This window comes from Aeromonas sp. QDB30 (genome assembly GCF_027707645.1).
In the GTDB taxonomy this organism is placed as follows: domain Bacteria; phylum Pseudomonadota; class Gammaproteobacteria; order Enterobacterales; family Aeromonadaceae; genus Aeromonas; species Aeromonas caviae.
Genome location: NZ_JAPCIY010000024.1, coordinates 1 through 26,248 on the forward strand (window position 1 = coordinate 1; position 26,248 = coordinate 26,248).

Genomic DNA, 26,248 nt, shown 5'->3' on the forward strand with positions numbered 1-26,248 from the left:
CATATGGATTTAGGGACTCAGAATACTTTTTTCTGAAAATCAAGGCGGCCTTCCCCGGAAAGCCGCGATGAACCTAATTTTTCTCCTTTCAACGTCCATTATTCCTTTGCCGTCATAGCTATCGGCATTATCTTCCTTTTTATTAATTTGCACCGTGCTTAAAGTTGGAAAATGTATGCGACATCACTTAACTCATTTGCGTACCATGGATCTGCTGATGGGGTTTCTCTCCGTGATTTCGGTTTGCCTGGTGGCTGCTCGCTGGCTGGGGCACGGTGAACTGAGCCCCCAGACTTTGCAGCTCTTTTATGATGTCGACAGTCTGATCTGCTACTTCTTCCTCGCTCACTTCGCCTATGGCTGGGCGCGCGCCTCCGACAGGATGGCCTTCTTCAAGAGCAACTGGTTCTATCTGCCCGGCAGCCTGCCCATGGTGGAACAACTACGTTGGGCGCGGCTCATCCAGCTGTGGCGGGTCTACCAGTTGCTCCGGGACAGACCGGATCTGCTGGCCATGTTCCGTCGTGAACGCAACGAAACCACCCTCTCCGGCATTCTCTTCCTCTTCTTCCTGTTGCTGGGGGTCGGCTCCGGCGTCATGTACTGGCTGGAAACGGGGCAACCCGGCAGCCAGATCCAGACTCCTTACGATGCCTTCTGGTGGACGCTGGTGACCCTCTCTACCGTGGGGTACGGGGATCTGGTGCCCAAGACGGAGGAGGGGCGCTTCGTCGCCAGCCTGCTGATCCTCTTTGGAGTGGGGTTGTTTGGCGCCCTCAGCGGCTTCATGGCCAGCCTGTTCGTCCATCCCGGCAAGACCAACGATGACACCGCGGTGTGGCGACGCCAGCAGAGCGAGCAGCAGGCGCAACTGCTCAAAGAGCTCAAGGCCCTGCGCGCCGAGGTGCAGGCGCTGAAACAGAAGTAGGTACGACGTCTGGAATGGTCGCGTGGCAAACCGGCGGCGCTGCGAGACAGCTCTCACTCGGGGAGATGGCGCTTTTCTTTGCTTGTCCTTTGACCCGCAGGCGGCTTAACATTCGGCCTGCAACCTAATCCAACGAAGAGAATCGATCGACCATGCGCGCCCTTCTCGGGATCCTGATCTGCTTGTGTGCCCAACAGGCACTGGCCGATACCCGCTATGTTTCAGACAACATCTTTACCTATATCCACAACGGTCCGGGTACCCAGTACCGGATCCTCGGCAGCGTCAAGGCCGGTGAGCCGCTGGAGGTCAAGGCGGTAAACCAGGAGGCCGGATTCACCCAGGTGGTGGACGGTCGTGGCCGCGAGGGCTGGATCAAGAACAGCGAGCTGCAGGGGGAGATCAGCCTGCGTGAACGCCTTCCCCAGGTTCAGAAAGAGCTGGACGAAGCCAAGGCCCGCCTGCTGAACCTCAATGGCGACAACGAGAAACGCTTCGCCGAGAAGGATGGCAAGATCGCCGAGCAGAGCAAGGAGATCGCCAGCCTCAAAGCCCGTCTGGACAGCCAGAGCGCCGAGATGAGCAGCCTCAAGGAACAGAACGACGCCCTGACCCAGAGCTATGACAACCGTGAGCACGACATGCAGATGGACTGGTTCATCCGCGGTGGTGCCATGGTGGGGGGGGGCATCCTGCTCGGGATCCTCCTGCCCATGCTCCCGCGCCGTCGCAAGAGCAGCGAGCGCTGGATGAACTGATCGTCCGGGCGGTCAACAGGATGAAAGGTCGCCAGAGGCGGCCTTTTTTCATGGTGTGTCTGGCGAGAAGAGGGCCATGTCGGGGGTCGCCATCGGCCCTTCCCGCTCGTAATATGAGGCAAACGATCCTGTGCCGCGCGCATTCTCAACAAGAGCCTTCATCATATGTCATCAACTGAACAGGCCTTCTGGTTCGTGCTGGGGGGCGATCACCTCGTCCTGCTGGATGAACAGGGGCGCATTCCACAAGGGCCCCGCGCCGTTTTGCCCCCCCATCTGCACACCGCCTCCTTCGAGCGCTTCGACGAGTGGGACGGCCTGCCTTGCCATCTGCTGGATCTGGGGGCGGAGGCGGAGACCGAGGCCATGGCCCCGCTGCGCCAGCTTATGGTGGCGGGGGACGAAGAGGGCTTTCGCCTCGCAGGGCGGGCCTGGCAGCTCGCCACTTTTCGCCGTACCCATCGCTTCTGCGGTGAGTGTGGCGCCCCCATGACCCCGAGGGAAGGGGAGTGGGCCCAGGGGTGTCATCACGGCCATGTCGTCTATCCGCGCATCTCCCCCTGCATCATCGTCGCGGTGCGCAAGGGGCCGGCCATCTTGCTGGCAGCCCACCGCCGTCACTATCAGGCGGATGATCCCATGTATACCGTGCTGGCCGGCTTCGTGGAGGCTGGGGAGAATCTGGAGCAGTGCGTGGCGCGGGAGGTGTTCGAGGAGAGCGGCATCCGGGTGACCAATGTGCGTTACGTGGCGAGCCAGCCCTGGCCCTTCCCCCACAGCCTGATGATGGGCTTCACCGCCGACTACGAGAGCGGCGAGATCCGGGTGCAGGATGACGAACTGGTGGCGGCAGGCTTCTTTGAGGCTGACCGGCTGCCGCGCTTGCCCCCTCATGGCACCATAGCGCGCCGGCTTATCGAACAGTGCCTCGCCGAGGCGCGTTGAGGGAAAACGGGGGCGCTTGTATGCGTCCCCTCACATCTTTGCACTCCTGCGGTGCTGTGCGGCATCAGTGTCGCCCTCAGCCTTGCACAAAGTGGTATCATGTCCGCCATTTTATGCGTGACATGACTCAGGAACTGGGATGAAAGAGCTGAAAAACGATCGATACCTGCGTGCCCTGCTGCGCCAGGAAGTGGACATGACCCCGGTATGGATGATGCGTCAGGCTGGCCGTTATCTGCCGGAATACAAGGCGACCCGCGCCGTTGCGGGGGATTTCATGTCCCTGTGTCGCAACGCCGAGCTGGCCTGTGAAGTCACCTTGCAGCCCCTGCGCCGCTATCCACTCGATGCCGCCATCCTCTTCTCCGACATCCTGACCGTGCCCGATGCCATGGGGCTGGGCCTCTACTTCGAACACGGGGAAGGCCCGCGCTTCGAGCGCCCGATCACCTCCATGGCCGACGTGCAGGCCCTGCCCATCCCGGATCCGGAAGACGAGCTCGGCTACGTGATGAATGCGGTGCGCACCATCCGCCGCGAGCTCAAGGGCGACGTGCCGCTCATCGGCTTCTCCGGCAGCCCCTGGACCCTGGCCACCTACATGGTGGAGGGGGGCAGCTCCAAGGCGTTCACCAAGATCAAGCAGATGATGTATGCAGAGCCGCAGACCCTGCATCTGCTGCTCGACAAGCTGGCGGACAGCGTGATTAGCTATCTCAACGCCCAGATCAGGGCGGGTGCCCAGGCGGTCATGGTGTTCGATACCTGGGGCGGCGTGCTCACCCCGCGGGATTACCGCGACTTCTCCCTGCAGTACATGCACAAGATCGTCGATGGCCTGATCCGTGAACATGAGGGCCGCCGTGTGCCGGTCACCCTGTTCACCAAGAACGGCGGCCAGTGGCTGGAGCAGATCGCCGCCACCGGCTGTGATGCCCTAGGGCTGGACTGGACCACCGACATCGCGGACGCCAAACGCCGGGTCGGCGACAAGGTGGCGCTGCAGGGCAACATGGACCCCTCCATGCTCTACGCCACCCCGGAGCGGATCCGCGAAGAGGTCGCCACCATTCTGGCCGGTTTCGGTCATGGCAACGGTCATGTCTTCAACCTGGGGCACGGCATCCATCAGGATGTGGACCCGGAACATGCCGGCGTGTTCGTCAACGCGGTGCATGAGCTCTCCGCCCGATACCACGGTCGCTGAGGGCGGCAAACAGCGTGATGAACGGGGCCTGCGGGCCCCGTTTTGCTGTCCGTGACACAGGGGGCTGCATCCTGGTCGCGGCTCGGGTTACACTGCACCCCCATGTTGGCCGTCGTGGCCGGGATGGGGTCGTTGAGGGGCAGGAGGCTGGATGGAGAAGCGGGCATGGGATTGGGGCATCGACCTTGGCGGGACCAAGTGCGAGTGCGTGGTGCTCGATGGCGACGAGGTGTTGCTGCGCCACCGCATTCCTACTGAACGGCACGGCGGCTACCAGCACATGCTGGGCCAGATCGCCAAACTGGTGGACGAGTGTGCCGCCAAACTCGGTCAGCGTCCTGCACTCATCGGCATGGGGACGCCGGGGGCCCGGGACCCCCAGACCGGGCTGCTGAAAAACAGCAACACCACCGAGTTCAACGGCAAGCCGCTCAAGGAAGATCTGGAGCGCAGGCTGGGCGTCCCCGTGCTCATCGCCAACGACGCCAACTGTTTCGCCCTGGCGGAAACCCATCTGGGGGCGGTGCGCCAGCATCATTCCTCTGCACGCGTGGTGTTCGGCATCATCATGGGCACCGGAGTCGGGGCCGGCATCGTCATCAACGGCCAGATCCTCAACGGTCACCACGGCATCGCCGGGGAGTGGGGGCACAACGTCCTGTTGCCGGAGGGGCCAGAGTGCTACTGCGGCAAGCGCGGCTGCGTCGAAACCCTCATCAGCGGCCCGGCGCTGGAGGCCTGGTACGAGGCCAGGACCAAACGCCGTCTCTCGCTCGCCCAGATTGCTGCGGCCAGTGCCCATGATCATGTCGCCAGGCTCACCATGGACAGGTTGCACCTGCTGTTCGGCCAGGCCCTCGCCAACGTGATCAATATTCTCGATCCGGACGTCATCGTCATCGGTGGCGGCGTGGGCAATGTGCAGAGCCTCTATCGCGCCGGGCGCGAAACGGTATTGCCCTTCCTGTTCAACCCCCGCTTCGCCACCCCCATGGTAGCGCCGGCTCTGGGGGACAGCGCCGGGGTATTCGGTGCCGCACTGCTGGCCCGCGGCGTCTTTCGCGAGGCACTGCTCTCGTGAGTCGCCCCTTCCTCCCATCCCTTTGTCGCAGCTAAGGACACAACGTTTCCATGATCAAGATTGCCATCAACGGCTATGGCCGCATCGGCCGCAACGTGCTGCGGGCCCTCTACGAGAGCGGCCGCGACAAGACCATCAAGATAGTGGCCATCAACGAGCTGGCGGCCCCCGAGGCCATGGTGCACCTGACCCGCTTTGACACCAGCCACGGCCGGTTCCGCTATCCGGTACAACTGGCGGGCAACAGCATGCAGGTGGGGGAGGATCTCATCGCCCTGTTTGCCGAGCGGGATCCGTCGAACTTGCCGTGGCGGGCGCTGGGGGTGGACGTGGTGCTGGACTGCACCGGGGTGTTCGGCTCCCGGGCCGATGCCGAGCTGCATCTGGGGGCGGGAGCGGGCAAGGTGCTCTTCTCCCATCCGGCGGACGCGGACGTGGACGCCACCATCGTCTACGGGGTCAACCACCAGGTGCTGACCGGGCGGGAGCGGATCGTCTCCAACGCCTCCTGTACCACCAACTGCGTGGTCCCCGTCATCGAAACATTGCATCGAGAATTCGAGATAAATTGTGGTACTATTACGACAATTCATTCGGCCATGCACGATCAGCAAGTCATCGATGCCTATCACGGCGACTTGCGCAGAACCCGGGCAGCCAGCCAGTCCATCATCCCGGTGGACACCAAGCTGGCAAAGGGGTTGGAACGTATCCTTCCCCACTTTGCCGGCAAGTTCGAGGCGATCGCGGTACGGGTACCGACCATCAATGTAACCGCCATGGATCTGAGCATTACTGTTCGTAAAAAAGTGACAGTTAGTGACGTAAATCAAGCCCTGCAACGGGCATCCAGAGGTACATTACACGGTATTCTGGACTACACGGAAGAGCCACTGGTCTCCGTAGACTTTAATCATGATGCACACTCCTGCATCATTGATGGTACCCAGACCCGGGTCAGCGATGCCAACCTCGTCAAGATGTTGATGTGGTGCGATAACGAATGGGGCTTCGCCAACCGCATGCTGGATACCACCCGGGCCATGATGGCCGCAGGCTGAGAGTCTGCACCGGGCGCAAGGTTACTGTTTTTTTAACATTACCTGAAAATATATAGAGGACTGAATATGTCTGTTATCAAGATGACCGACCTGGATCTGGCGGGCAAACGCGTTCTGATCCGTGCTGACCTGAACGTGCCGGTAAAAGACGGCAAGGTCACTTCCGATGCACGTATCGTTGCGACTCTGCCGACCATCAAGCTGGCTCTGGAAAAGGGCGCCAAGCTGATGATCACCTCCCACCTGGGTCGTCCGACCGAGGGTGAATACAACGAAGAATTCTCCCTGGCTCCGGTTGTCAACTATCTGAAAGACGCACTGTCCTGCCCGGTTCGTCTGGCCAAAGACTACCTGGATGGCGTAGACGTCGCCGCCGGTGAGCTGGTTGTGCTGGAAAACTGCCGCTTCAACAAAGGCGAGAAGAAGAACACCATCGATCTGGCCAAAAAATACGCCGCCCTGTGTGACGTCTTTGTAATGGATGCATTCGGTACTGCTCACCGCGCCGAAGGCTCTACCTACGGTGTGGCCCAGTTCGCGCCGGTTGCCTGTGCAGGCCCCCTGCTGGCCGGTGAACTGGAAGCCCTGGGCAAAGCCATGCTGAAGCCCGAGCGCCCCATGGTTGCCATCGTGGGCGGCTCCAAGGTCTCCACCAAGCTGACCGTGCTGGAATCCCTCTCCAAGATCGCTGACCAGCTGGTGGTCGGTGGTGGCATCGCCAACACCTTCATCGCTGCTGCCGGTCACAACGTCGGCAAGTCCCTGTGCGAGCACGATCTGATCGACACCGCCAAGAAACTGGCTGCCGAAACCAACATTCCGGTGACCACCGACGTGGTTGTGGGTAGCGAATTCTCCGAATCCACCCCGGCCACCATCAAGTCCGTGTCCGACGTGACTGACGGCGACATGATCTTCGACATCGGTCCGGATTCCGCCAAGGCCCTGGCCGACATCATCATGAACGCCAAGACCATCCTGTGGAACGGCCCGGTCGGCGTGTTCGAGTTCGACCAGTTCGCTGAAGGCACCAAGGTGATCGCCGAAGCCATCGCCGCTTCCCCGGCCTTCTCCATCGCTGGCGGTGGTGACACCCTGGCTGCCATCGACAAGTTCGGCATCGCCGACAAGGTCTCCTACATCTCCACCGGCGGCGGCGCCTTCCTGGAGTTCGTAGAAGGCAAGGTACTGCCGGCTGTCGCGATTCTCGAAGAGCGCGCCAAAGCCTAATTGACCCGGGACGGGGGGCAAAAGCCTCCCGTTTCGTTTATCATGTGGCCGCTGTGCCGGTTCATGATGAACCCCCCACTTTTTATTAACGGCATACGAGACAGGACGATTAAACATGTCTAAGAAAATTTTCGACTTCGTAAAACCCGGCGTGATCACTGGTGATGACGTTCAGAAAGTGTTCGCCATCGCCAAGGAAAACGGCTTCGCTCTGCCGGCCGTCAACTGCGTCGGTACCGACTCCGTGAACGCCGTGCTGGAAGCTGCTGCCAAGGTCAAAGCCCCGGTTATCGTACAGTTCTCCAACGGTGGTGCCGTGTTCACCGCCGGCAAGGGTCTGAAGCTGGAAGGCCAGCAAGCTGCCATCCTGGGTGCCATCTCCGGTGCCAAGCACGTGCACTCCGTTGCCGAAGCCTACGGTGTGCCGGTGATCCTGCACACCGACCACGCCGCCAAGAAGCTGCTGCCGTGGATCGACGGTCTGCTGGACGCGGGCGAGAAGCACTTTGCCGAAACCGGCAAGCCGCTGTTCTCCTCCCACATGCTGGATCTGTCCGAAGAGTCTCTGGAAGAGAACATCGACATCTGCTGCGAGTACCTGACCCGCATGGCCAAGATGAACATGACTCTGGAGCTGGAACTGGGCTGCACCGGCGGTGAAGAAGACGGCGTGGACAACAGCCACCTGGACCAATCCTCCCTGTACACCCAGCCGGAAGACGTGGCCTACGCCTACGAGCGTCTGTCCAAGATCAGCCCGCGCTTCACCATCGCTGCCTCCTTCGGCAACGTGCACGGTGTGTACAAGCCGGGTAACGTCAAGCTGACTCCGAAGATCCTGGACAACTCCCAGAAGTACGTCTCCGAGAAGTTCGGTCTGCCTGCCAAGTCCCTGGACTTCGTGTTCCACGGTGGCTCCGGCTCTACCCTGGAAGAGATCCGCGAATCCATCTCCTACGGCGTGGTGAAGATGAACATCGACACCGACACCCAGTGGGCGACCTGGGAAGGCGTGCTGAACTTCTACAAGTCCAACGAAGCCTACCTGCAAGGCCAGCTGGGCAACCCGGAAGGTGCCGACAAGCCGAACAAGAAGTTCTACGATCCGCGCGTATGGCTGCGTGCCGGTCAGACTTCCATGATCGCGCGTCTGGAGAAGGCCTTCTCCGACCTGAACGCCATCGACGTACTGTAATTCGCAGCACCTTGATTGCATGAAAAGGCGCCCTTCGGGGCGCCTTTTGCATTTCTGTGATCCTGACGGGCTGGATTGGGGATGGGGGGCTGGGTATTATCGATGACACCCGTTTAATTTAGTAAACGAATGCAACCAGGCAGGATGCTGAGCATGCAGACAGGAAGACAGGGACATCAGGAACACACGGCCTCCTATTACGCGGCCACTCGCAACGACCATCGGCAGTGGCCCGAGCTCAGTGGTGAGCTGGATGCGGACGTCTGCGTCATCGGTGGCGGTTTCACCGGCCTCAACACCGCCATCAACCTGGCCGATGCCGGTTACAAGGTGGTGCTGCTGGAGGCCAACCGCATCGGCTGGGGGGCGTCGGGGCGCAACGGCGGCCAGCTGATCCGCGGCATCGGCCACGATACCAGCCAGTTCGCCCGCTGGATTGGCGAGGCGGGCGTGCGGGAGCTGGATCTCATGGGGATCGAAGCGGTGCAGCTGGTGCGCGAGCGGGTCGAGCGTTTCAACATCGAGTGCGATCTCACCTGGGGCTATTGCGATCTCGCCACCAAGGCGCGCCACCTGAGGGGGTTCGAGGAGGATGCCGAGCACCTGGCGAGCCTGGGTTACCGGCACGCACTGAAAATGGTGGCACGGGAGGAGATGCACACCGTGGTCGGATCGGATCGCTATATCGGCGGGATGATCGACATGGGCTCCGGTCACCTGCATCCTCTCAACCTGGCCCTCGGCGAAGCGCGTGCGGCAGCCAGTCTCGGGGTCTCCTTGTTCGAACACTCAAGGGTGACCCACATCGACTACGGCGAGCGGGTCGAGGTGACCACGGCCCACGGCCGGGTCAGCGCGGACTACCTGGTGATCGGCTGCAACGCTTACCTGGGCGACCTCCAGCCCGATCTCGGGGGCAAGGTGCTGCCAGCAGGCTCCTACATTCTCGCCACCCAGGTGCTGGAGAAGCGCCTGCGCCAGCGCTTGCTGCCACAGAACATGGCGGTGTGCGATCAGAATGTGGCGCTCGACTACTATCGGCTGTCGGCGGACGGTCGCCTGCTGTTTGGCGGTGCCTGCAACTACTCGGGCCGTGACCCCCGTGATATCAAGGCCTTCATGCTGCCCAAGCTGCTGCGGGTCTTCCCCGAGCTCGCGGGTACCGCCATCGAGTTCCAGTGGGGGGGCATGATAGGCATAGGCGCCAACCGGCTGCCCCAGATAGGCCGCCTCGAGCAGCATCCCAACGTCTTCTATGCCCAGGCCTATTCGGGCCATGGCCTCAATGCCACCCACATGGCGGGCAAGCTGGTGGCGGAGGCGATCAAGGGGGAGAGCCGGGGCTTCGATCTCTTCAGCCGCGTCCCCCACATGACCTTCCCGGGTGGCCCGGCGCTGCGCTCTCCGCTGCTGGCGCTCGGGATGCTCTGGTATCGGCTGAAGGATCTGCTCTAGGGGGAGGGGGGCTCGGGATTATCCCTGCTGCGTCGCGTCTGGCTCGGCCAGGCGCCAGCCCTGCTCCGTCTTCATCATCCAGACCTGGGTCTCCTGCGCCAGGGCCTGGCCTGCCTCGAAGTCGCCATATTTGCGCTCGAGCTCCATCAGCCCCATCTCCTGCTGGAAGGGGCCGACCCTGTCATAGACGAGATCCTCGTCGTGCAGCACCTGCAACTGATCCAGTCCCTGCTTGAAGTGGAGCTGGTAGCTCACCTTGACCAGATAGACCCCCTCCATCCGCTCCTCCTTGCCGAGCACGGCGAAGTCGCGGATGTCGAACAGGTCAGCATCCGTGCCCGCCTGCAACCTGGCGGTGACCTGGCTCTGGATGGTCTCTTCACCGGGACCTGCGTTGCAGCCATAAAGCCAGAGGGCCAGCAGGGGGATGAACCACTTTTTCATCAAAACTCCGGACGAACGAGACGGGAAAGGGCAAATTCTGCCACGGCGTCGGTCATATACAAGGGATTGCCGGAAAAATGGCGGTCAAACCGGGGGCCCACACGGTTGCACGGGCCACCCGGTATCAGCGCAGCTTGTCCAGCTGGCCGAGAAATTCGACAGGCCCCATGAAGCCGGTCACCCGCTGGCCGTTCACCTCGTTGCCATCGCGATCGAAGAAGAGGAGGGTCGGCAATCCCAGCACGTTGAGGCCGTTGAGCAGATCCACGTCGGCGTCGTCGTTGGCGGTGACGTCCGCCTGCAGCAGCACCATCTCGCTGAAGCGCGCCTGCACATCGGGGTTGCTGAAGGTCTTGTGCTCGAACTCCTTGCAGGCCACGCACCAGTCGGCGTAGAGATCCAGCAGCACCGGCTTGCCGCGGGCGGCGGCAAGCTGCACCTTGAGATCGTCCAGGGTCTTGATGCGGATGAATCGGGGGGCCTGGGTCTGGGCGGCGGCATTGGCCCCCTCGGGTGGCAGCAGCAGATCCTTGCCCACCACCACAAGGCCCATCATCGCCAGCAGCAGGACGAAGCCGCCGAGGCTCTTGCCCACCGAATGGGCGCGATGCTGGTTGTGGTGATAGAGATAACCGCACAGCACCAGCCCCCAGCCGAGCCAGAGCAGGGTGGCCACCTGATCGCTCAGGAGCCTTGAGAGCAGCAGGATGGGTACCGCCAGCAGCGCAAAACCGAAGAGTTGCTTGATCACATCCATCCAGGCGCCGGCCCTGGGCAGCAGCTTGCCGCCAGAGGTGCCGAGCAAGAGCAGCGGCAGCCCCATGCCCAGGGAGAGGGCATAGAGGGCCGCACCGCCGAGCCAGAGGTCGCCACTCTGGGCCACGTAGATAAGGGCCCCGGAGAGCGGCGCCGTGGTGCAGGGGGAGCAGACCAGTCCCGAGATCATGCCCATGATGGCAACGCCGGCCACGGATCCGCCCTGCTGGCGGTTGGAGAAGCCCGAGAGACGGGTTTGCAGGCTGCTCGGCAGTTGCAGGGTGTAGAGCCCGAACATGGAGAGGGCGAGCAGCACGAACATCACCGAGAGGCCGATGAGCACATAGGGATGCTGCAGTGCCGCCTGGAATTGCAGGCCCGCCGAGGCGACGACGAGCCCGAGCAGGGTATAGGTGACCGCCATCCCCTGCACATAGACGAAGGAGAGCAGGAAGGCGCGACGGGTGGAGAGGCGATGCCCGGCCCCGGCGATGATCCCGGTCAGGATGGGATACATGGGGAAGACGCAGGGGGTGAAGGCGAGGCCGAGACCCAGGGCGAAGAAGGCGGCGACGCTGATCCAGAACCCCTGGCTGCCGAGGGCGGCCGCCAGCCTGTCCTGCTGGCTGCCCGGCACGTCGGTGCCTTGAAGGCTGGCCACCGCTTCCGCCCGGGCGGGGGCTGCGAGGGGCTCGACGGCGATCCGCTTGTCGGTCGGTGGGTAGCAGAGTCCCTCGGTGCAGCCCTGGTAACTCAGGGTGAGGCTGGCCGCGTCCCCGACCCGGGTCAGTGCCACGGGGATCTGCACCTCCTGGTAATAGACCCGGCTCTTGCCGAAGAAGTCATCCTCGTGCTCGGTGCCGGGGGGCAGGACGGGCTCGTCGAAGGCGAGGTTCTCTCCCTTCACACGGATACTGTGGCGATAGAGGTAATAGCCGTCGGCGATGCGTATCCGGAGCAGCAGCCGATCACCCTGTTGTTCGCTCTCGAGGGCGAAGGCCTGATCCACCTTGAGGAATCTGGGCTGGGTCTCGATGCCGAGGCTGCCGAGCAGATCCTGGCTGCTGGCCCGGGCGGGGGCCGTCGTCAGGACGCAGAGCAGGCCCAGCAGCATCAGCAGGAAGGAGAGGGGGCGAGAGGCGGTCATGAGGTCTCCTGTGTCAACCAGTCGAGATAGGCAGGGTGGCCCTGGCTTGCCGGAAGCGCCAGGATCTCCGGTACCTCGTAGGGATGGTGGGCGAGAATGCACTGGCGCAGGGGTTCGAACAGAGCGGCCCGACTCTTGATGACGAGCTGGATCTCCCGGGTTCGCTCCGTCTTGCCCTGCCAGCGATAGACGGAGGTGACCCCGGGCAGCTGGTTGATGCAGGCGGCGAGGCGCTGGTCGAGCAGCTGCTCGCAGAGGCGGTCTGCACTGGTCTCGTCGGGGCAGGTGCAGAGCACCAGAATGGCGTCGGTCATAGGGATGGACGGTCTCGGCAACGGGGCGCACGGGCCCCCTGGATCAGCCGTTACTATACCGGGCCGGGGGGCAAATAGCACCCGGCCCCCCGCACCCGGAATAAGTCATGCGCCCGAGATGGACGCTGTGAAAAGGACAGGGCAGAATGAGCGGGCTTGTTCCAATTCTACGTAAGGAAATGTATGACCCAACAGAATGAGCAGCAGAGAAACCGCATGTTGAGCCTGTTGCGTGAAGGGGAGCGCCGCATGCTGGTGCAACTGGCCGGTCTGCTGCGTACCAGTGTCGACGAGATCAATGCGGAGCTGGAAAAAGAGGAGCTGTTGTCGGCGTTGGAGCAACCCATCACGGTGGAGTACCTCAACGGCGTGGTGCAGCATCATCTGTTCGAGCGCCTGCACAAGGGGGACATGGTGGCGGCCCAGCGCATGCTGAACCAGTACCAGAGCGACCTCGAAGCCATGATGCGCCAGGAAACCAGGCAGGACGATACCCCGCCGGAAGAGGTCAAGGCCCAGGCCTGACCCCGCGAGGCCCTCTTCAGCACCATCATGCCATCGCATGATGGTGCCTCGCCCTTACCCCTCGAATCGCTTATCCCAGTGCCTTCTGCACCTGTCCCATGGGAATGGGGAACACCTTGTCGTAACTCCAGTTGTAGACGAAGGCATAGACCAGGTAGAAGAGCACGAAGCCCATATCCAGCACCAGCGCCTCCAGCAGGCCGATGTCGAGCCACCAGGACATCACCGGCAGGGCCACGATCAGCAGGCCCCCCTCGAACCCCAGGGTATGCAGCACACGCTGCCACAGCGCCTTGTGGGTGTGGCCCTGATAGCGCAGCAGCAGCTTGTCCACCCCGATGTTGTAGACATAGTTCCAGACGGTGGCGACCACCGAGAAGAACAGGGCCAGGGGGCCCATGTGGTTGAGCCCGACGCCGGTCACCCAGCTGGCCAGCGGGGCGGCGATCAGCAGGCCAATCAATTCGAAGCCGATGGCGTGGCGCAGGCGGTCACGGGTCGTACGCATGGTCTGTCTCTCTCTTTGGTCAGGGAATGGCGGCAATGTATCGCCAAAACCGGATAGATTCACGTTGGTATCTATCGCTAAAATAGATAGATGTGACGACACAACAGCACGGCGGAGCAGGCTCATGACCCCTTCACTGGAACACTTCAAGGCATTGCTGGCGACGGCCGAGACCGGGTCGTTCTCGGCGGCGGCGCGCAGGCTGGGCAAGGCTCAGTCGGTGGTGAGTGCCGCCATCGCCAACCTGGAGATCGATCTCGGCCTTGCGCTGTTCGATCGCAGCGGCCGCTATCCCGTGCTGACCGAGGCGGGGGCCCGCATCTGTCAGGAGGCGGGGGTGCTGCTGGCCCAGAGCGAGCGACTGCAGGCCATCGCAGGAGAACTGGCCAACGGCGTCGAGTCGCGCCTCACCCTGGCCATCGACGATGACTCCCACCTGCCCTGGCTTGGTTCCCTGCTGGAGGAGTTCGCCAGCCGTTACCCGGCGGTGGAGCTGGAGCTGCTGTTCCCGCTGATGGAGGACGTGACCGAGCTGCTCAAGAGCGGCCGTGCCCAGCTCGGCATCAGCTATCAAAAGGCGCACCCCGAGCGGGAGCTGGTCTCCCGCTCCCTGGGGACGGTCACCATGCCCCTGGTGGTCTCTCCGGATCACCCCCTGGCCCACAAGACGCCGTTGAAGGAGAGCGACCTGCAAGGGGCTCGCCAGTTGATGGTGACCGGACGGCGGGAGGGGACGGAGCGCCATCGCTTCCGCCTCTCGGCGCAAGTGTGGTGGGTGGAGGGGGATCTCGGGATCCTGGAGCTGGTGAAACTGGGGCTGGGATGGGCGGCGGTGCCCGAGTTTCTGCTGCACCGGCCCCTGGCGCGGGGGGAGCTGGTGGTGCTCAAGCCGGACTTCATCGCCGAGGCGGAACTGGCGCTGGAGTTGCAGTGGTATCGCGCCCGCCCGCTCGGGCAGGCGGGGCGCTGGTTGCAGGAGGCACTGCTGGCGCGGGTGCCTCGCTAGGGGGGATTCAGTCGATCAACGCGTAGGGCAGGGGTTGCAAACTGAGGCTGGAGCCCTCTTCCAGCTTGAGGCGGAAGCGGGCGTCGGCCTCGGTGTCCTTGGGCAGCACGGCGGTGAGCCACACCTGACCCTGCTGCTGCCAGGCGTTGAGCACCAGACCGCTGCGGCGCCAGTTGTCACCGAGCTGGATCTCCAGGGTGTCACCGCTGGCCACCTGCGTTGCGGCCGTGCCGCTCAGCACGAAGAGGGCGCGGTTGTTGGCGCCGCGATACTTGGCGCGCGCCACCGTCTCCTGCCCCATGTAGCAGCCCTTGTTGAAGCTGATGCCATCAAGGGCTTGCAGGTTCAGCATCTGGGGGATGTATTCCCCCTGATGGACCGCTTCCAGATGGGGGAGACCGGCTTTGATTTCCAGCCCCCACCAGAGTCCTTCGTCGCCCACCGGCAGGTTCAGGGCCAGCGGGGATGTGCTCGCCAGCAGCCAGCGGTCCGCCTCCACCCTGACTGCCATGCCGCCCTCCACCAGACCGGTGCCGGTCAGCGCGAAGTGCTGTGCCATCCAGTCGTCCGTCCCCTGACCGGCCAGTCCGGTCAGGCTGCCCTGAAACTCGCCGATCTCGACCTTGGCAAAGATCGCAAACTTCTTGAGCTCCGGCAGCTGGCGGGCCAGCACCGAGGGCTTGGTCAGCATCAGCAGGCTGTCTTCCAGGCAGAGCAGGCGAAAATCGCTCCACAGCTTGCCCTTGGGATCGCAGTGGCCGCCGAGGGTGCTCTGGCCCGGTTGCAGGGCGTTGACGTCGCAGGTGACCTGACCTTGCAGATACTTGGCGCGATCCGGGCCGCCGAGGCGGGTGATGGCCAGATTGGTCAGGGAAAACAGGGTCGGCTCGGCAGGAAGAAGAGGGGTCGGCAGGCTCACGATGGGATTCCAGAGACAGAAAGTATGTGACCTGCATGGTAAAGACGTAAGGAATGTTTGTCAGCCGGAAAATCCTGCTGCTACCATTCCCCGGTCTTTGTAAGGAGAGTTCCATGTTGAACCCAAGTGAGAAGTCCCGCCTGAAGTGGGCCTGCCGTCGCGGCATGCTCGAGCTGGATGTGATCTTTATGCCCTTCTTTGAGCACGAGTTCGATGGCCTCGGCGAGGCCGAACAGCGCACCTTCATTCGCCTGCTGGAGTGCGAGGATCCGGAGCTGTTCCGCTGGTGCATGGGTCACGGCGTGCCCGAGGATCCCGATTTTGCCGCCATGATCCCCCTGATCCTCGAGCGCAACCAGGCCCGTCACGACAGCCTGCGCTGAGCCCGACTCGCGACCGCCACCCCTCATGGCCAGCCTCGCGTCTCCCCAGCGGGCAGTGATGCCCGTGATCGCCTCCCGCCAGCAGCGTCTGCTGCTGTGCATCCTGTTTCTGTTGCTGCTCTTGCCCGTCGCTAGCCTGATCCAGGGCTGGCAATGGGGGCTGTTCCTCCCTGTCTGGGGGCTGAGTCTGTGGCGCGCGTTGCGCCGCCATCCGGCGGCGAGCGGCGTGCTCGTCTGGGATGGGGAGTGGCTCGAGTGGCAAGGGGCGCGCCATCGGCTGGATCCCCGCAGCCGCATCCTGCCCGGGGTGCTCTGGTTGCGGCTGAAGACGGTGGAGGGCTCCGAGGGGCAGCTCTGGCTCTTCTCCGATGCCCTGGCCCCTGCACACTACCGCGCCCTGGCCCGCGCCATCCACCTCGCTGTCCGCTAGGGGCGTCTCTCTCTACCTGCTACATCTGCCGCTCATAGCAGATGACCCCGCCTGGGCGGGGTCATCTGGGGGAGGGCATACGCCCGAATCGAACGCAACGGCCTTATTCCCGATCCGGGGTCAGCACGGTCGGCTTGGAGTCCGGCTGCATGTCCGGATAATCCAGGTTGTAGTGCAAACCGCGAGACTCCTTGCGCTCCAGGGCGCAGTTGACGATGAGCTCGGCCACCTGCAACAGGTTGCGCAGCTCCAGCAGGTTGTTGGAGACCCGGAAGTTGGCGTAGTACTCCTGCACCTCCTGCTTGAGCAGATCGATGCGACGCTTGGCCCGGGCCAGGCGCTTGTTGGTGCGCACTATGCCCACGTAGTCCCACATCATCAGCCGCAGTTCGTGCCAGTTGTGCTGGATCACCACCTGCTCGTCCGAGTCATCCACCTGGCTCTCGTCCCAGGCCGGCAGGCTGGGGGGCGCCACGCTGGTGGGCAGCTTGGCCAGGATGTCGGCTCCCGCCTGATGGGCATAGACCACGCATTCGAGCAGGGAGTTGGAGGCCATGCGATTGGCGCCGTGCAACCCGGTATAGGTCACCTCGCCGATGGCATAGAGGCCGGGGATGTCGGTCTGGCCGTTGTTGTCGATCATCACGCCGCCACAGGTGTAGTGGGCCGCCGGGACGATGGGCATCGCCTCCTTGGTGATGTCGATACCGACCGCGAGGCAGCGCTCATAAATGGTCGGGAAGTGCTTGATGATGAAATCCGCCGGCTTGTGGCTGATGTCCAGATACATGCAATCCGCCCCGAGGCGCTTCATCTCGTGGTCGATGGCGCGGGCGACGATGTCCCGCGGGGCCAGCTCGGCCCGCTCGTCAAACTCCGGCATGAAGCGGCTGCCGTCCGGGCGGCGCAGATAGGCCCCCTCGCCACGCAGGGCCTCGGTCAGCAGGAAGTTGGGGTCGTCCGGGTGGAACAGGCTGGTGGGGTGGAACTGGTTGAACTCCAGGTTCGCCACCCGGCAGCCGGCGCGCCATGCCATGGCGATGCCGTCGCCAGAGCTTACATCGGGGTTGGAGGTGTACTGGTACACCTTGGAGGCACCACCGGTGGCCAGCGCCACGAAGCGGGCGCGGATCACCTCGACCTGCTCGGCGTTGCGATTCCAGACATAGGCTCCCAGTACCTTGTTGCCCGGCAGACCCAGCTTGCGGGTGGTGATGAGATCGACCGCGTTGAAGCGCTCCATCAGCTGGATGTTGGGGTGGGCGCGCACCTGGTCGATCAGGGTGAGCTGCACCGCCTTGCCGGTGGCGTCGGCCGCGTGGAAGATGCGGCGATGGCTGTGGCCCCCTTCCCGGGTCAGGTGATAGTGGGATTCCCCCTCGGCATCCTCTTCCTGATCGAAGGGGACTCCCTGCTGAATGAGCCACTGGATGGAGTCGCGGGCGTTGCGGGCGGTGAACTCCACCACTGCCGGGTCGCACAACCCGGCGCCGGCGTTGAGCGTGTCGCTCACGTGGGATTCGATGCTGTCGGTCTCGTCGAACACGGCAGCGATGCCTCCTTGCGCATAGAGAGTGGCCCCCTCACTGATGGGCCCCTTGCTCAGAACCAGGACTTTGGCCTGGTCTGCCAATCGCAACGCGAGGGACAGACCGGCGGCACCGCTGCCAATGATGAGTACGTCGCAAAGGTATTCAACACTTGCTTTCATAAGTATCATTGGCCTGGATTAAGAACTGGCCCCATGGTAGCCCAAGGGGGGTTGTGATGCAGCCCGCATCACATTTTTTTCAATGCAAGCGAACTTTCCCTGATTCCTCCTGTCTGAACTTGTGCGCTTAGAAGGGGCCGGAAAAGAAAAACGATAACCTGATGGGGGTTTTACGGCTCTGATGAGCGACCAGAATCTACTGGACGAACAGCTGGTTGAACGGGTCCAGCGTGGCGATAAAAATGCATTCAACCTGTTGGTACGCAAGTACCAGTACAAGGTGGTCAACCTGGTGGCCAGGTATGTCAACAATCCGGGCGATGTACCGGATGTGGCGCAGGAGGCATTCATCAAGGCCTACCGTGCGTTACCGACATTCCGTGGCGAGAGCGCGTTTTACACCTGGTTGTACCGGATTTCCGTCAACACGGCCAAAAACTACCTGACGTCACAGGGGCGCAGACCGCCCAGCAGTGATGTCGAAGCGGACGAGGCTGAATATTATGGTGGTGGTGAAGCCCTGCAAGAGGTGGCCACCCCGGAAAACCTGGCGCTGACCGACGAGATCAAGCGTACCGTGTTTACCGCCATAGAAGCCTTGCCAGAAGATTTGAGAACGGCGATCACCCTTCGTGAAATGGAAGGGCTGAGCTACGAGGAGATTGCGGAGATCATGGATTGTCCGGTGGGTACGGTGAGATCCCGCATCTTCCGGGCGAGGGAAGCAATCGATAAAAAGCTGCAACCTCTGATCGAGCATTAACTGGGGAAAGACAGGCAAACTTATGGCAAATAAAGAGCAACTTTCAGCCCTGATGGATGGCGACCTTAGCGAAATCGAGGTACTGAACGAGCTGGGAACGGATCCCGCTCTGCAGGATACCTGGTCGCGTTACCATCTGATCGGTGATGCCATGCGGGGTGACCTGCCGGTCAATCTGCAACTGGATCTCAGCGACAGCATCATGCTGGCGCTGGAGGATGAACCCACCATACTGGCGCCCAAGCCGGCACAGCCTGCTGCGCCCCAGGTGCAGCCCGCCGGCAAGGTGATCCCCTTCGTTCGCCGCTTTGGCCAGCAAGTGGGGCAGTATGCCATTGCCGCCTCCGTGGCTGCCGCCGTCATCTTCGGCGTGCAGCAGTACCAGGGCAAGGATGGTGTGCCGACCAGCCCGGTGCTCAATACCATACCCGTGGGTGGCAGTGCTGCGCCGGTGAGCGTGCACTATCCCCAGGATGGCAGCCGGACCGGTGTGCGTCAGCAAGGTCTGAGCGAGCAGCAGATGCAGGAGCAGCGCGAGCGCATCAATGCCTTCCTGCGCGACCATCAACTGCAACAGCGTCTGCTGCAAGACAAGCAGATTCAGGAATAACGCATTTTTAGGGATCAGATCGTGCGCCAGTCCAGCCGTATCCTGCTGGCCTCTCTCCTGTTGATTTGTGCCAAGGCCTCGGCCGACGATCTGTCGGCCGAGGCCTTGTTGCAGCAGATGCAGAGTGCCGTTTCGCAACAGAACTTCGAATTGTCCATGGTCAAGGCCCGCCAGGGGCGCCTCGAGCCTATCCGTTTCAGCCACGGGATCATCGATGGCAAGGAGGTGGCTCACCTGAGCTATCTCGACGGCAAGGCCGTGGAGTTCCTGCAACGCCAGAACGAATACACCTTCTTCGAAAACACCCATGAACCCTACACCCTCAAGGGGGCGCGTTTCCCCGGGGTCTGGTCGAGCCTGGTGAGGATGCCGCTGCCCCGGGTGATGGAGAGTTATGACCCCGTGCTGGCGGGCCGCAGCCGGGTGGCCGGCCTGGTGGCACAAGTGGTGCGGCTGGTGCCCAAGGAGGCGGACAAGTACGGCTTCGTGCTCTGGATTGATGAACAGAGCCATCTGCTGCTGCGGGTGGACATGGTGGATCGGGAAGGCAATCTGGTGGAGCAGGTGCTGGGGGTGGATCTGGACAGGCAATCTGCGCCGGCCCCCTGGCTGGTCACCCTGGCACGCAGCAAGCTGCCGGATGCGCTGGCGCTGGAAGATGCCTATCCCGCTCCCCAGCAGACCCTCAACTGGCACCTGACCTGGTTGCCCGATGGCTTCAAGGTGCTCTCTCAGGATCGGCATCAGCTGGTCAGCACCAGTCTGCCGGTGGATTACATGATGCTCTCCGATGGGCTGGTGGATCTCTCCGTCTACGTCTCACGGGTCGATCCCAAGCAGGCGGTGCGCCAGCAGTTGATTCGCCAGGGGGCCACCTCGCTGGTGAGCTTCGTCAACGAGGTCGGGGTGGAGATCACCGTGGTGGGCGAGGTGCCCGCCGAAACCGCCAAGCGCATCGCCGAGGCAGTGCAGCCATTGGCCCGCAACGAGGCGGTGCAGTGAGTCTTTGCCGTGAGACTTGCCCTGAGGGTGCCGCCGTGCTGAGATCCGGAGCATCCACCGCCCCCTGTGAGGAGTCATCAGGTGAGTAACATGAGTGAAGAGCTGGCCACAGTAGTGGCCATCGACGGCAATCACGCCTGGGTGGAGTGTGAGCGGCGATCCGCCTGCAGCGGTTGCCACCAACAATCCAGCTGCGGGACCGGCACCGTCGCCAAGGCCTTTCCCATGAAGGCGCAGCGGCTGCGGGTCGCCCTCACCGGCGATGTGGCGGTGGGCCAGCAGATCCGCCTGGGCATCCCTCAGGCCAGCATCCTGCGCGGTGCGGCTCTGGTGTACGTGCTGCCGCTCTTCTGTCTGCTGCTGGGCGCCCTGCTCGGCCAGCTCTGGCTGGTGCCGCTCTTGTCGGCGGGAGAGGGGGTGACCATCCTCTGCTGTCTGCTGGGCGGCGCCATCGGATTTTTACTGGTTCGTTACTTTTCTGACCGGCTCGAGCAGGGGGAATACGGTCCCCGCATGCTCGGGGTGGTGCTCAATACCCGTCATCTCTCTTGAGGGGCCGGGTCTGGCGGAGGGCATCCAGGTGCCCAACGCCCGCCAGACAAGGCGCTATTTGTGGGGCCCGCCGACTAAAGATTGGCCGTCGACCGGGTTATCCAGTAAAATCCTGCCCTCATATCCGACCCTAACTTAATTTTGAGTGATTCTTGCTCGATGAAACACATTCGTAACTTTTCGATTATTGCGCACATCGACCACGGTAAGTCGACCCTGTCGGACCGTCTGATCCAGACTTGCGGCGGCCTGTCCGATCGCGAGATGCAGGCCCAGGTGCTGGACTCCATGGATCTGGAGCGGGAGCGCGGCATTACCATCAAGGCACAGAGTGTGACCCTGAACTACCAGGCACAAGACGGTAACACCTATCAGCTGAACTTTATCGACACCCCGGGCCACGTGGATTTCTCCTACGAGGTTTCTCGCTCCCTGGCTGCCTGTGAAGGGGCACTGCTGGTGGTGGATGCCGGTCAGGGGGTTGAGGCACAGACTCTGGCCAACTGCTACACCGCCATGGAAATGGATCTGGAAGTGGTGCCGGTGCTGAACAAGATTGACCTGCCGGCCGCAGAGCCCGAGCGGGTTGCCGAGGAGATCGAGGACATCGTCGGCATCGATGCGGTGGACGCGGTGCGCTGCTCCGCCAAGACCGGCCTCGGTGTCGATCTGGTGCTGGAAGAGATCGTCGCCAAGATCCCGTCCCCGGAAGGGGATCCGGAGGCGCCGCTGCAGGCGCTGATCATCGACTCCTGGTTCGACTCCTACCTCGGGGTCGTGTCGCTCGTGCGGATCAAGAACGGTTCCCTGAAAAAGAACGACAAGATCAAGGTGATGAGCACCGGTCAGGTATGGGGTGTGGATCGCATCGGTATCTTCACGCCGAAGCAGGTGGACACCGACGGCCTGGGTTGTGGCGAGGTAGGTTGGGTCGTCTGCGGCATCAAGGACATCCACGGTGCGCCGGTGGGGGATACCCTGACCCTGGCCAAGCACGGTGCCGAGAAGGCGCTGGCCGGCTTCAAGAAGGTGAAGCCCCAGGTCTATGCGGGCCTGTTCCCCATCTCCAGCGATGACTACGAGTCCTTCCGTGATGCGCTGGAGAAGCTCTCCCTCAACGATGCCTCCCTGTTCTACGAACCGGAGAGCTCCACGGCGCTGGGCTTCGGCTTCCGCTGCGGCTTCCTCGGGATGCTGCACATGGAGATCATCCAGGAGCGTCTGGAGCGTGAATACGATCTGGATCTCATCACCACAGCGCCGACCGTGGTCTACGAGATCGAGCTGAACGATGGCTCCACCATCCACATCGACAGCCCGGCCCAGATGCCCGCCATCAACAACATCAAGGAGATGCGCGAGCCCATCGCCGAGTGTCACATCCTGCTGCCGCAGGAGTACATGGGCAACGTCATCACCCTCTGCATCGAGAAGCGCGGCGTACAGACCAACATGGTCTACCACGGTAAGCAGGTGGCGCTGACCTACGAGATCCCGATGGCGGAAGTGGTGCTCGACTTCTTCGACCGTCTGAAGTCCACCAGTCGCGGCTACGCCTCCCTGGACTACGGCTTCAAGCGCTTCGAAACCTCCGACATGGTCCGTCTGGACATCATGATCAACGGCGAGCGGGTCGACGCCCTGGCCATCATCACCCACAAGGAGAACGCCCAGTATCGTGGTCGCCAGGTGGTGGAGAAGATGCGCGAGCTGATCCCGCGCCAGATGTTCGACATCGCCATTCAGGCCGCCATCGGCAACCAGATCATCGCCCGCAGCACTGTCAAGGCATTGCGTAAAGACGTCACCGCCAAGTGCTACGGTGGTGACGTGAGCCGGAAGAAGAAACTGCTGAACAAGCAGAAAGAAGGCAAAAAGCGGATGAAGTCCCTGGGCCGTGTGGACGTGCCGCAAGAGGCCTTCCTCGCCATTCTCCACGTCGGAAAGGATTAATCGATGGCAAGCACCTTTTCCCTGATCCTCGTCGTCGTCACCCTGCTGACCGGCATCATCTGGACGCTCGACAAGCTGGTCTGGGCCAAGCAGCGGGCGGCCAAGATTGCCGCCGCCCGTGCCAATGCCGGTCCGGATGTGGACGAGAAGACACTGGCCAAGGTGGCCCCCATGCCGGTCTGGATCGAACAGACCGGCGGGGTTTTCCCGGTGATCGCGCTGGTGCTGATCCTGCGCTCCTTCATCTTCGAGCCGTTCCAGATCCCGTCCGGCTCCATGATGCCGACCCTGCTGGTGGGCGACTTCATCCTGGTGGAGAAGTTTGCCTACGGCCTCAAGGACCCGGTGACCAACACCAAGTTCCTCGAGACCGGTGAGCCGAAGCGCGGTGATGTGGTGGTCTTCAAGTATCCGCTGGATACCCGGGTGGACTACATCAAGCGGGTGGTCGGCATGCCCGGCGATCGGGTCATCTATCGCAACAAGGAGCTGATGATCCGGCCCAAGTGCGATGAGCAGGAAGGGAAAACGTGCCCTGGCTTCCAGAAGCTGGACGTCAAGTTCGAGCAGCGCGGCGAGTTCAGCCAGATGGGGATCCCGCTGGATCGCTACACCGAACAGCTGGGCGATGTCTCCCACGAGACCTTGCGCAACCCGCTGATGCCGGACCTGGTGGACCGCTACTATCGCCAGCCCGGCACCTACCCCGACGAGTGGGTGGTGCCGGAAGGCCACTATTTCGTGATGGGTGACAACCGCGACAACAGCACCGACAGCCGTTTCTGGGGTTTCGTGCCCGAGCAGAACCTGGTGGGCAAGGCGGTCGCCATCTGGATCAGTTTCGAATTCGAGCGCGAGGAAGGGTCCAGCTTGCCGAGCTGGGTGCCGACCGGTGTGCGCTTCAACCGCATTGGCGGAATCAAGTAAATGAATATCAAGATGAACAGACTGCAGTCCCGTCTCGGGCATGTCTTTCAGGATCCTGAGCTGCTGACCCGAGCACTGACCCATCGCAGCGCAGGGTCCCGTCACAACGAGCGCCTGGAATTTCTGGGGGACTCCATCCTGAGTCTGGTGATTGCCGATGACCTCTTCCACCGCTTCCCGCAGGCGGCGGAAGGGGATCTCAGCCGGATGCGCGCCACCCTGGTGCGCGAGAAGACGCTGGCCGAGCTGGGCCGGGAATTCGACCTCGGGGATCACCTGATCCTGGGGCCGGGGGAGCTGAAAAGCGGCGGTTTTCGCCGCGAGTCCATCCTGGCCGACACCGTCGAGGCGGTGATCGGCGCCATCTATCTGGACACGGATCTGGAGCGGGTGCGCAGCCTCCTGCTCGGCTGGTATGCCAGCCGCCTTGGCGAGATCAAGCCCGGGATCGAACAGAAGGATCCCAAGACCCGTCTGCAAGAGATCCTGCAGGGAAGCCGCAAATCCCTGCCGACCTACACGGTGACCAACGTCAAGGGCGAGGCCCACAACCAGGAGTTCACCGTCCAGTGCGAAGTGGATGGGCTGGATGGCCCCCTGGTCGGGATCGGCTCCAGCCGCCGCAAGGCCGAACAGGCCGCGGCGCAGCAAGCACTGGAACGGCTGTCATGAGCACCATGACGGATCCGGCACTGTGCGCTCTTTTCACTCCATCAGCATTGGGAACGCGGTCATGACAGATACCACTTATTGCGGCTTTGTCGCCATCGTGGGCCGCCCCAACGTGGGCAAGTCCACCCTGCTCAACAAGTTGCTCGGCCAGAAGGTCAGCATCACCTCGAAGAAGCCCCAGACTACCCGTCACCGGATCCTGGGGATCGACACCGAGGAGAACCATCAGACCATCTATGTGGATACCCCGGGTCTGCACATCGAGGAGAAGCGGGCCATCAACCGCCTGATGAACCGCGCCGCCACCAGTTCCCTGGGGGACGTGGCCATGGTGGTGTTCGTGGTGGACGGCACCCACTGGACCAAGGATGACGAGATGGTGCTGGGCAAGCTGCGCCACCTCAAGTGCCCCGTGGTGCTGGCGGTCAACAAGATCGACAACGTCAAGGAGAAAGAGGATCTGCTGCCGCACCTCGAGTGGCTGGGTCAGCAGATGAACTTTGCCCACATCCTGCCCATCAGCGCCGAGAAGGGCACCAACGTGGAGAAGATCCGCGAGTGGGCCAAGGATCTGCTGCCGGAGAACGTCCACTTCTTCCCGGAAGATTACGTGACCGACCGCTCTTCCCGCTTCATGGCCTCCGAGATCATCCGCGAGAAGCTGATGCGCTTCACCGGCGAGGAGCTGCCCTATTCGGTGACGGTGGAGATCGAGCGCTTCAAGGTGGAGGAGACCGGTCTCTACCACATCCACGGGCTCATCCTGGTGGAGCGCGAAGGCCAGAAAAAGATGGTCATCGGCAACAAGGGCGAGAAGATCAAGACCATCGGCACAGAGGCGCGCATCGACATGGAACGGCTGTTCCAGAACAAGGTGCATCTCGAGCTGTGGGTCAAGGTCAAGTCCGGCTGGGCCGACGACGAGCGGGCCCTGCGCAGCCTCGGGTATGGCGACGACTGATTGCTGACCCCGGCTTTCGTCATCCACAGTCGGCCCTATCGGGAGACCAGCCAGCTGGTCGAGGTCTTCACCCAGGATAGCGGTCGATTCACCCTGGTGGCTCGCGGTTCCCGCGGGCCACGCTCCTCTCTGAAGGGGCTGCTTCAGCCCTTCACCCTGCTCACCATTGCCTGGCGCGGCAAGGGGGATCTCAAGAACCTCACCCAGGTGGAGTGCCCGGATCACTCGTTGCGCCTCGGCGGGGATCGTCTCTTCTACGGCCTCTATCTCAACGAGCTGGTCTACTACCTGCTGGAAGCGCACACCCCCTTCCCCGAGGTGTTCGACGCCTATGCCCGTGCCATCATGGCCCTGGCGGACGGCGAGACCCCGGAGCTGCCCCTGCGCCGCTTCGAGTTCCTGCTGCTGCAGGCCCTGGGCTACGCGGTGGACTTCGAATATGCCGCGGACGACGACTCCCCCATCGACCCCACCCTGCTCTACGGCTTCGAGCGGGAGCTCGGCTTTGTCGCTTGCGAGCGGGCGCCGGATCCCCGTACCCTGTTCCTCGGCGCCCACCTGCTGGCCTTCGCCGAGGGGCGTTTCGACACGCCTCCCTTGCTGCAGGCGGCCAAGCGTTTCAGCCGACTGGCGCTGCAGCCCTATCTCGGCAAGCGTCAACTGAAGAGCAGGGAGCTCTTTTTGAAGCGAAAAGGCAGTGTTTCAAGCTGATTTTTATTATCTGGTGATGTTTTGTGTTTATGACATCGCCTTTCATGAACAATAATGCTGTCGCCGCGACCAGAACCGGCCTGCGGCGGCACAT

At 62.5% G+C, this 26,248-nt stretch carries 28 protein-coding genes; 22 read left to right on the top strand and 6 right to left on the bottom strand.

Translation table 11 applies throughout. The features are described from left to right. Window positions 1–175 precede the first annotated feature (175 nt). From PG896_RS09510 to PG896_RS09550, 9 genes are all read left to right on the top strand, one after another. Window positions 176–928 carry a potassium channel family protein gene (locus PG896_RS09510; protein ID WP_029314808.1) on the top strand — a complete coding sequence of 251 codons (753 nt, stop codon included), beginning with the start codon at window positions 176–178 and terminating at the stop codon, window positions 926–928. 152 nt (window positions 929–1,080) lie between these two features. Then, window positions 1,081–1,686 carry a TIGR04211 family SH3 domain-containing protein gene (locus PG896_RS09515; RefSeq protein WP_010675664.1) on the top strand — a complete coding sequence of 202 codons (606 nt, stop codon included), beginning with the start codon at window positions 1,081–1,083 and terminating at the stop codon, window positions 1,684–1,686. 165 nt (window positions 1,687–1,851) lie between these two features. Continuing rightward, on the top strand, window positions 1,852–2,631 hold the full coding sequence (gene nudC / locus PG896_RS09520; protein WP_270835633.1) for an NAD(+) diphosphatase: 780 nt from the start codon (window positions 1,852–1,854) through the stop codon (window positions 2,629–2,631). A gap of 139 nt (window positions 2,632–2,770) precedes the next feature. Beyond that, window positions 2,771–3,838: a uroporphyrinogen decarboxylase gene (gene hemE, locus PG896_RS09525; protein ID WP_010675662.1), complete on the top strand. Its 1,068-nt coding sequence runs from the start codon at window positions 2,771–2,773 to the stop codon at window positions 3,836–3,838. 151 nt (window positions 3,839–3,989) lie between these two features. After that, window positions 3,990–4,919, top strand: a complete 930-nt coding sequence (locus PG896_RS09530; protein WP_161470280.1) for an ROK family protein — start codon at window positions 3,990–3,992, stop codon at window positions 4,917–4,919. Between the two features lie 50 nt (window positions 4,920–4,969). Next, window positions 4,970–5,980 (top strand): erythrose-4-phosphate dehydrogenase, encoded by a 1,011-nt coding sequence (gene epd, locus PG896_RS09535; RefSeq protein ID WP_041211676.1) that lies wholly within the window; start codon window positions 4,970–4,972, stop codon window positions 5,978–5,980. 66 nt (window positions 5,981–6,046) lie between these two features. Next, on the top strand, window positions 6,047–7,210 hold the full coding sequence (locus PG896_RS09540) for a phosphoglycerate kinase (RefSeq protein ID WP_010675659.1): 1,164 nt from the start codon (window positions 6,047–6,049) through the stop codon (window positions 7,208–7,210). A gap of 115 nt (window positions 7,211–7,325) precedes the next feature. Next, entirely contained in the window at window positions 7,326–8,405 is a 1,080-nt protein-coding gene (fbaA, locus tag PG896_RS09545; protein ID WP_161470279.1) for a class II fructose-bisphosphate aldolase, read from the top strand. A 153-nt stretch (window positions 8,406–8,558) separates the two neighbouring features. Next, window positions 8,559–9,860, top strand: a complete 1,302-nt coding sequence (locus PG896_RS09550) for an NAD(P)/FAD-dependent oxidoreductase (RefSeq protein WP_010675657.1) — start codon at window positions 8,559–8,561, stop codon at window positions 9,858–9,860. An 18-nt stretch (window positions 9,861–9,878) separates the two neighbouring features. Here the strand turns inward: PG896_RS09550 and PG896_RS09555 are convergent, their stop codons facing one another. The 3 genes from PG896_RS09555 to cutA form a co-directional block, all read right to left on the bottom strand. Then, complete coding sequence (locus tag PG896_RS09555; RefSeq protein WP_039040544.1) at window positions 9,879–10,304, bottom strand: hypothetical protein; 426 nt, start codon at window positions 10,302–10,304, stop codon at window positions 9,879–9,881. Between the two features lie 124 nt (window positions 10,305–10,428). Continuing rightward, window positions 10,429–12,207, bottom strand: coding sequence for a protein-disulfide reductase DsbD (locus PG896_RS09560; RefSeq protein ID WP_201872319.1), 1,779 nt, complete (start codon window positions 12,205–12,207; stop codon window positions 10,429–10,431). Then, on the bottom strand, window positions 12,204–12,521 hold the full coding sequence (cutA, locus tag PG896_RS09565; protein ID WP_010675653.1) for a divalent-cation tolerance protein CutA: 318 nt from the start codon (window positions 12,519–12,521) through the stop codon (window positions 12,204–12,206). The genes PG896_RS09560 and cutA overlap by 4 nt, the downstream gene beginning before the upstream one ends. Window positions 12,522–12,704: 183 nt before the next feature. On the opposite strand from cutA, the gene PG896_RS09570 reads away from it, so the two are divergent. Then, window positions 12,705–13,046, top strand: a complete 342-nt coding sequence (locus tag PG896_RS09570; RefSeq protein ID WP_010675652.1) for a hypothetical protein — start codon at window positions 12,705–12,707, stop codon at window positions 13,044–13,046. A gap of 70 nt (window positions 13,047–13,116) precedes the next feature. Here the strand turns inward: PG896_RS09570 and PG896_RS09575 are convergent, their stop codons facing one another. Further along, window positions 13,117–13,554: a PACE efflux transporter gene (locus tag PG896_RS09575; RefSeq protein WP_039040541.1), complete on the bottom strand. Its 438-nt coding sequence runs from the start codon at window positions 13,552–13,554 to the stop codon at window positions 13,117–13,119. 124 nt (window positions 13,555–13,678) lie between these two features. Here PG896_RS09575 and PG896_RS09580 point away from each other — a divergent pair, with 124 nt between their 5' ends. Next, window positions 13,679–14,560 carry a LysR family transcriptional regulator gene (locus PG896_RS09580; RefSeq protein WP_010675650.1) on the top strand — a complete coding sequence of 294 codons (882 nt, stop codon included), beginning with the start codon at window positions 13,679–13,681 and terminating at the stop codon, window positions 14,558–14,560. A 7-nt stretch (window positions 14,561–14,567) separates the two neighbouring features. Here the strand turns inward: PG896_RS09580 and ygfZ are convergent, their stop codons facing one another. Further along, window positions 14,568–15,479 carry a tRNA-modifying protein YgfZ gene (ygfZ, locus tag PG896_RS09585; RefSeq protein WP_182951366.1) on the bottom strand — a complete coding sequence of 304 codons (912 nt, stop codon included), beginning with the start codon at window positions 15,477–15,479 and terminating at the stop codon, window positions 14,568–14,570. Between the two features lie 113 nt (window positions 15,480–15,592). Between ygfZ and PG896_RS09590 the strand changes: the two genes are divergently transcribed. Both PG896_RS09590 and PG896_RS09595 read left to right on the top strand, forming a co-directional pair. Further along, complete coding sequence (locus PG896_RS09590) at window positions 15,593–15,862, top strand: FAD assembly factor SdhE (RefSeq protein ID WP_041213909.1); 270 nt, start codon at window positions 15,593–15,595, stop codon at window positions 15,860–15,862. A gap of 58 nt (window positions 15,863–15,920) precedes the next feature. Beyond that, window positions 15,921–16,292: a protein YgfX gene (locus PG896_RS09595; protein WP_043154867.1), complete on the top strand. Its 372-nt coding sequence runs from the start codon at window positions 15,921–15,923 to the stop codon at window positions 16,290–16,292. 103 nt (window positions 16,293–16,395) lie between these two features. Here PG896_RS09595 and nadB read toward each other — a convergent pair whose 3' ends face one another. Then, window positions 16,396–18,003 (bottom strand): L-aspartate oxidase, encoded by a 1,608-nt coding sequence (gene nadB / locus PG896_RS09600; protein ID WP_048208412.1) that lies wholly within the window; start codon window positions 18,001–18,003, stop codon window positions 16,396–16,398. A 181-nt stretch (window positions 18,004–18,184) separates the two neighbouring features. Between nadB and rpoE the strand changes: the two genes are divergently transcribed. The 9 genes from rpoE (at window position 18,185) to recO (ending at window position 26,154) form a co-directional block, all read left to right on the top strand. Next, on the top strand, window positions 18,185–18,766 hold the full coding sequence (gene rpoE, locus PG896_RS09605) for an RNA polymerase sigma factor RpoE (RefSeq protein ID WP_161470276.1): 582 nt from the start codon (window positions 18,185–18,187) through the stop codon (window positions 18,764–18,766). A 22-nt stretch (window positions 18,767–18,788) separates the two neighbouring features. Beyond that, window positions 18,789–19,376 (top strand): sigma-E factor negative regulatory protein, encoded by a 588-nt coding sequence (locus PG896_RS09610; RefSeq protein WP_161470275.1) that lies wholly within the window; start codon window positions 18,789–18,791, stop codon window positions 19,374–19,376. 21 nt (window positions 19,377–19,397) lie between these two features. Beyond that, window positions 19,398–20,378, top strand: a complete 981-nt coding sequence (locus tag PG896_RS09615) for a MucB/RseB C-terminal domain-containing protein (protein WP_010675643.1) — start codon at window positions 19,398–19,400, stop codon at window positions 20,376–20,378. 90 nt (window positions 20,379–20,468) lie between these two features. Then, the gene (locus tag PG896_RS09620) at window positions 20,469–20,930 is read left to right on the top strand and encodes a SoxR reducing system RseC family protein (protein WP_039040538.1); all 462 of its coding nucleotides are present in this window, start codon (window positions 20,469–20,471) and stop codon (window positions 20,928–20,930) included. A gap of 159 nt (window positions 20,931–21,089) precedes the next feature. Then, window positions 21,090–22,883 carry a translation elongation factor 4 gene (lepA, locus tag PG896_RS09625; RefSeq protein WP_010675641.1) on the top strand — a complete coding sequence of 598 codons (1,794 nt, stop codon included), beginning with the start codon at window positions 21,090–21,092 and terminating at the stop codon, window positions 22,881–22,883. Between the two features lie 3 nt (window positions 22,884–22,886). Beyond that, on the top strand, window positions 22,887–23,810 hold the full coding sequence (gene lepB / locus PG896_RS09630; RefSeq protein WP_010675640.1) for a signal peptidase I: 924 nt from the start codon (window positions 22,887–22,889) through the stop codon (window positions 23,808–23,810). Beyond that, on the top strand, window positions 23,811–24,482 hold the full coding sequence (rnc, locus tag PG896_RS09635; RefSeq protein WP_010675639.1) for a ribonuclease III: 672 nt from the start codon (window positions 23,811–23,813) through the stop codon (window positions 24,480–24,482). It begins immediately after the preceding gene. A gap of 61 nt (window positions 24,483–24,543) precedes the next feature. After that, window positions 24,544–25,443, top strand: coding sequence for a GTPase Era (gene era, locus PG896_RS09640; protein WP_041211854.1), 900 nt, complete (start codon window positions 24,544–24,546; stop codon window positions 25,441–25,443). Further along, entirely contained in the window at window positions 25,444–26,154 is a 711-nt protein-coding gene (gene recO, locus PG896_RS09645; RefSeq protein WP_039040537.1) for a DNA repair protein RecO, read from the top strand. Window positions 26,155–26,248: the final 94 nt, after the last annotated feature.

Bases quoted from the DNA above. Each gene is read 5' to 3' on its own strand.
- fbaA (WP_161470279.1), top strand. From the start codon at position 7,326: ATGTCTAAGAAAATTTTCGACTTCGTAAAACCCGGCGTGATCACTGGT.
- rnc (WP_010675639.1), top strand. From the start codon at position 23,811: ATGAATATCAAGATGAACAGACTGCAGTCCCGTCTCGGGCATGTCTTT.
- PG896_RS09550 (WP_010675657.1), top strand. From the start codon at position 8,559: ATGCAGACAGGAAGACAGGGACATCAGGAACACACGGCCTCCTATTAC.
- nudC (WP_270835633.1), top strand. From the start codon at position 1,852: ATGTCATCAACTGAACAGGCCTTCTGGTTCGTGCTGGGGGGCGATCAC.
- PG896_RS09540 (WP_010675659.1), top strand. From the start codon at position 6,047: ATGTCTGTTATCAAGATGACCGACCTGGATCTGGCGGGCAAACGCGTT.
- PG896_RS09515 (WP_010675664.1), top strand. From the start codon at position 1,081: ATGCGCGCCCTTCTCGGGATCCTGATCTGCTTGTGTGCCCAACAGGCA.
- cutA (WP_010675653.1), bottom strand. From the start codon at position 12,521: ATGACCGACGCCATTCTGGTGCTCTGCACCTGCCCCGACGAGACCAGT.
- PG896_RS09555 (WP_039040544.1), bottom strand. From the start codon at position 10,304: ATGAAAAAGTGGTTCATCCCCCTGCTGGCCCTCTGGCTTTATGGCTGC.
- epd (WP_041211676.1), top strand. From the start codon at position 4,970: ATGATCAAGATTGCCATCAACGGCTATGGCCGCATCGGCCGCAACGTG.
- rpoE (WP_161470276.1), top strand. From the start codon at position 18,185: ATGAGCGACCAGAATCTACTGGACGAACAGCTGGTTGAACGGGTCCAG.
- PG896_RS09570 (WP_010675652.1), top strand. From the start codon at position 12,705: ATGACCCAACAGAATGAGCAGCAGAGAAACCGCATGTTGAGCCTGTTG.
- PG896_RS09595 (WP_043154867.1), top strand. From the start codon at position 15,921: ATGCCCGTGATCGCCTCCCGCCAGCAGCGTCTGCTGCTGTGCATCCTG.
- PG896_RS09560 (WP_201872319.1), bottom strand. From the start codon at position 12,207: ATGACCGCCTCTCGCCCCCTCTCCTTCCTGCTGATGCTGCTGGGCCTG.
- lepB (WP_010675640.1), top strand. From the start codon at position 22,887: ATGGCAAGCACCTTTTCCCTGATCCTCGTCGTCGTCACCCTGCTGACC.
- PG896_RS09610 (WP_161470275.1), top strand. From the start codon at position 18,789: ATGGCAAATAAAGAGCAACTTTCAGCCCTGATGGATGGCGACCTTAGC.
- PG896_RS09530 (WP_161470280.1), top strand. From the start codon at position 3,990: ATGGAGAAGCGGGCATGGGATTGGGGCATCGACCTTGGCGGGACCAAG.
- PG896_RS09580 (WP_010675650.1), top strand. From the start codon at position 13,679: ATGACCCCTTCACTGGAACACTTCAAGGCATTGCTGGCGACGGCCGAG.
- lepA (WP_010675641.1), top strand. From the start codon at position 21,090: ATGAAACACATTCGTAACTTTTCGATTATTGCGCACATCGACCACGGT.
- PG896_RS09575 (WP_039040541.1), bottom strand. From the start codon at position 13,554: ATGCGTACGACCCGTGACCGCCTGCGCCACGCCATCGGCTTCGAATTG.
- era (WP_041211854.1), top strand. From the start codon at position 24,544: ATGACAGATACCACTTATTGCGGCTTTGTCGCCATCGTGGGCCGCCCC.
- PG896_RS09620 (WP_039040538.1), top strand. From the start codon at position 20,469: ATGAGTGAAGAGCTGGCCACAGTAGTGGCCATCGACGGCAATCACGCC.
- PG896_RS09590 (WP_041213909.1), top strand. From the start codon at position 15,593: ATGTTGAACCCAAGTGAGAAGTCCCGCCTGAAGTGGGCCTGCCGTCGC.
- nadB (WP_048208412.1), bottom strand. From the start codon at position 18,003: ATGAAAGCAAGTGTTGAATACCTTTGCGACGTACTCATCATTGGCAGC.
- hemE (WP_010675662.1), top strand. From the start codon at position 2,771: ATGAAAGAGCTGAAAAACGATCGATACCTGCGTGCCCTGCTGCGCCAG.
- PG896_RS09510 (WP_029314808.1), top strand. From the start codon at position 176: ATGCGACATCACTTAACTCATTTGCGTACCATGGATCTGCTGATGGGG.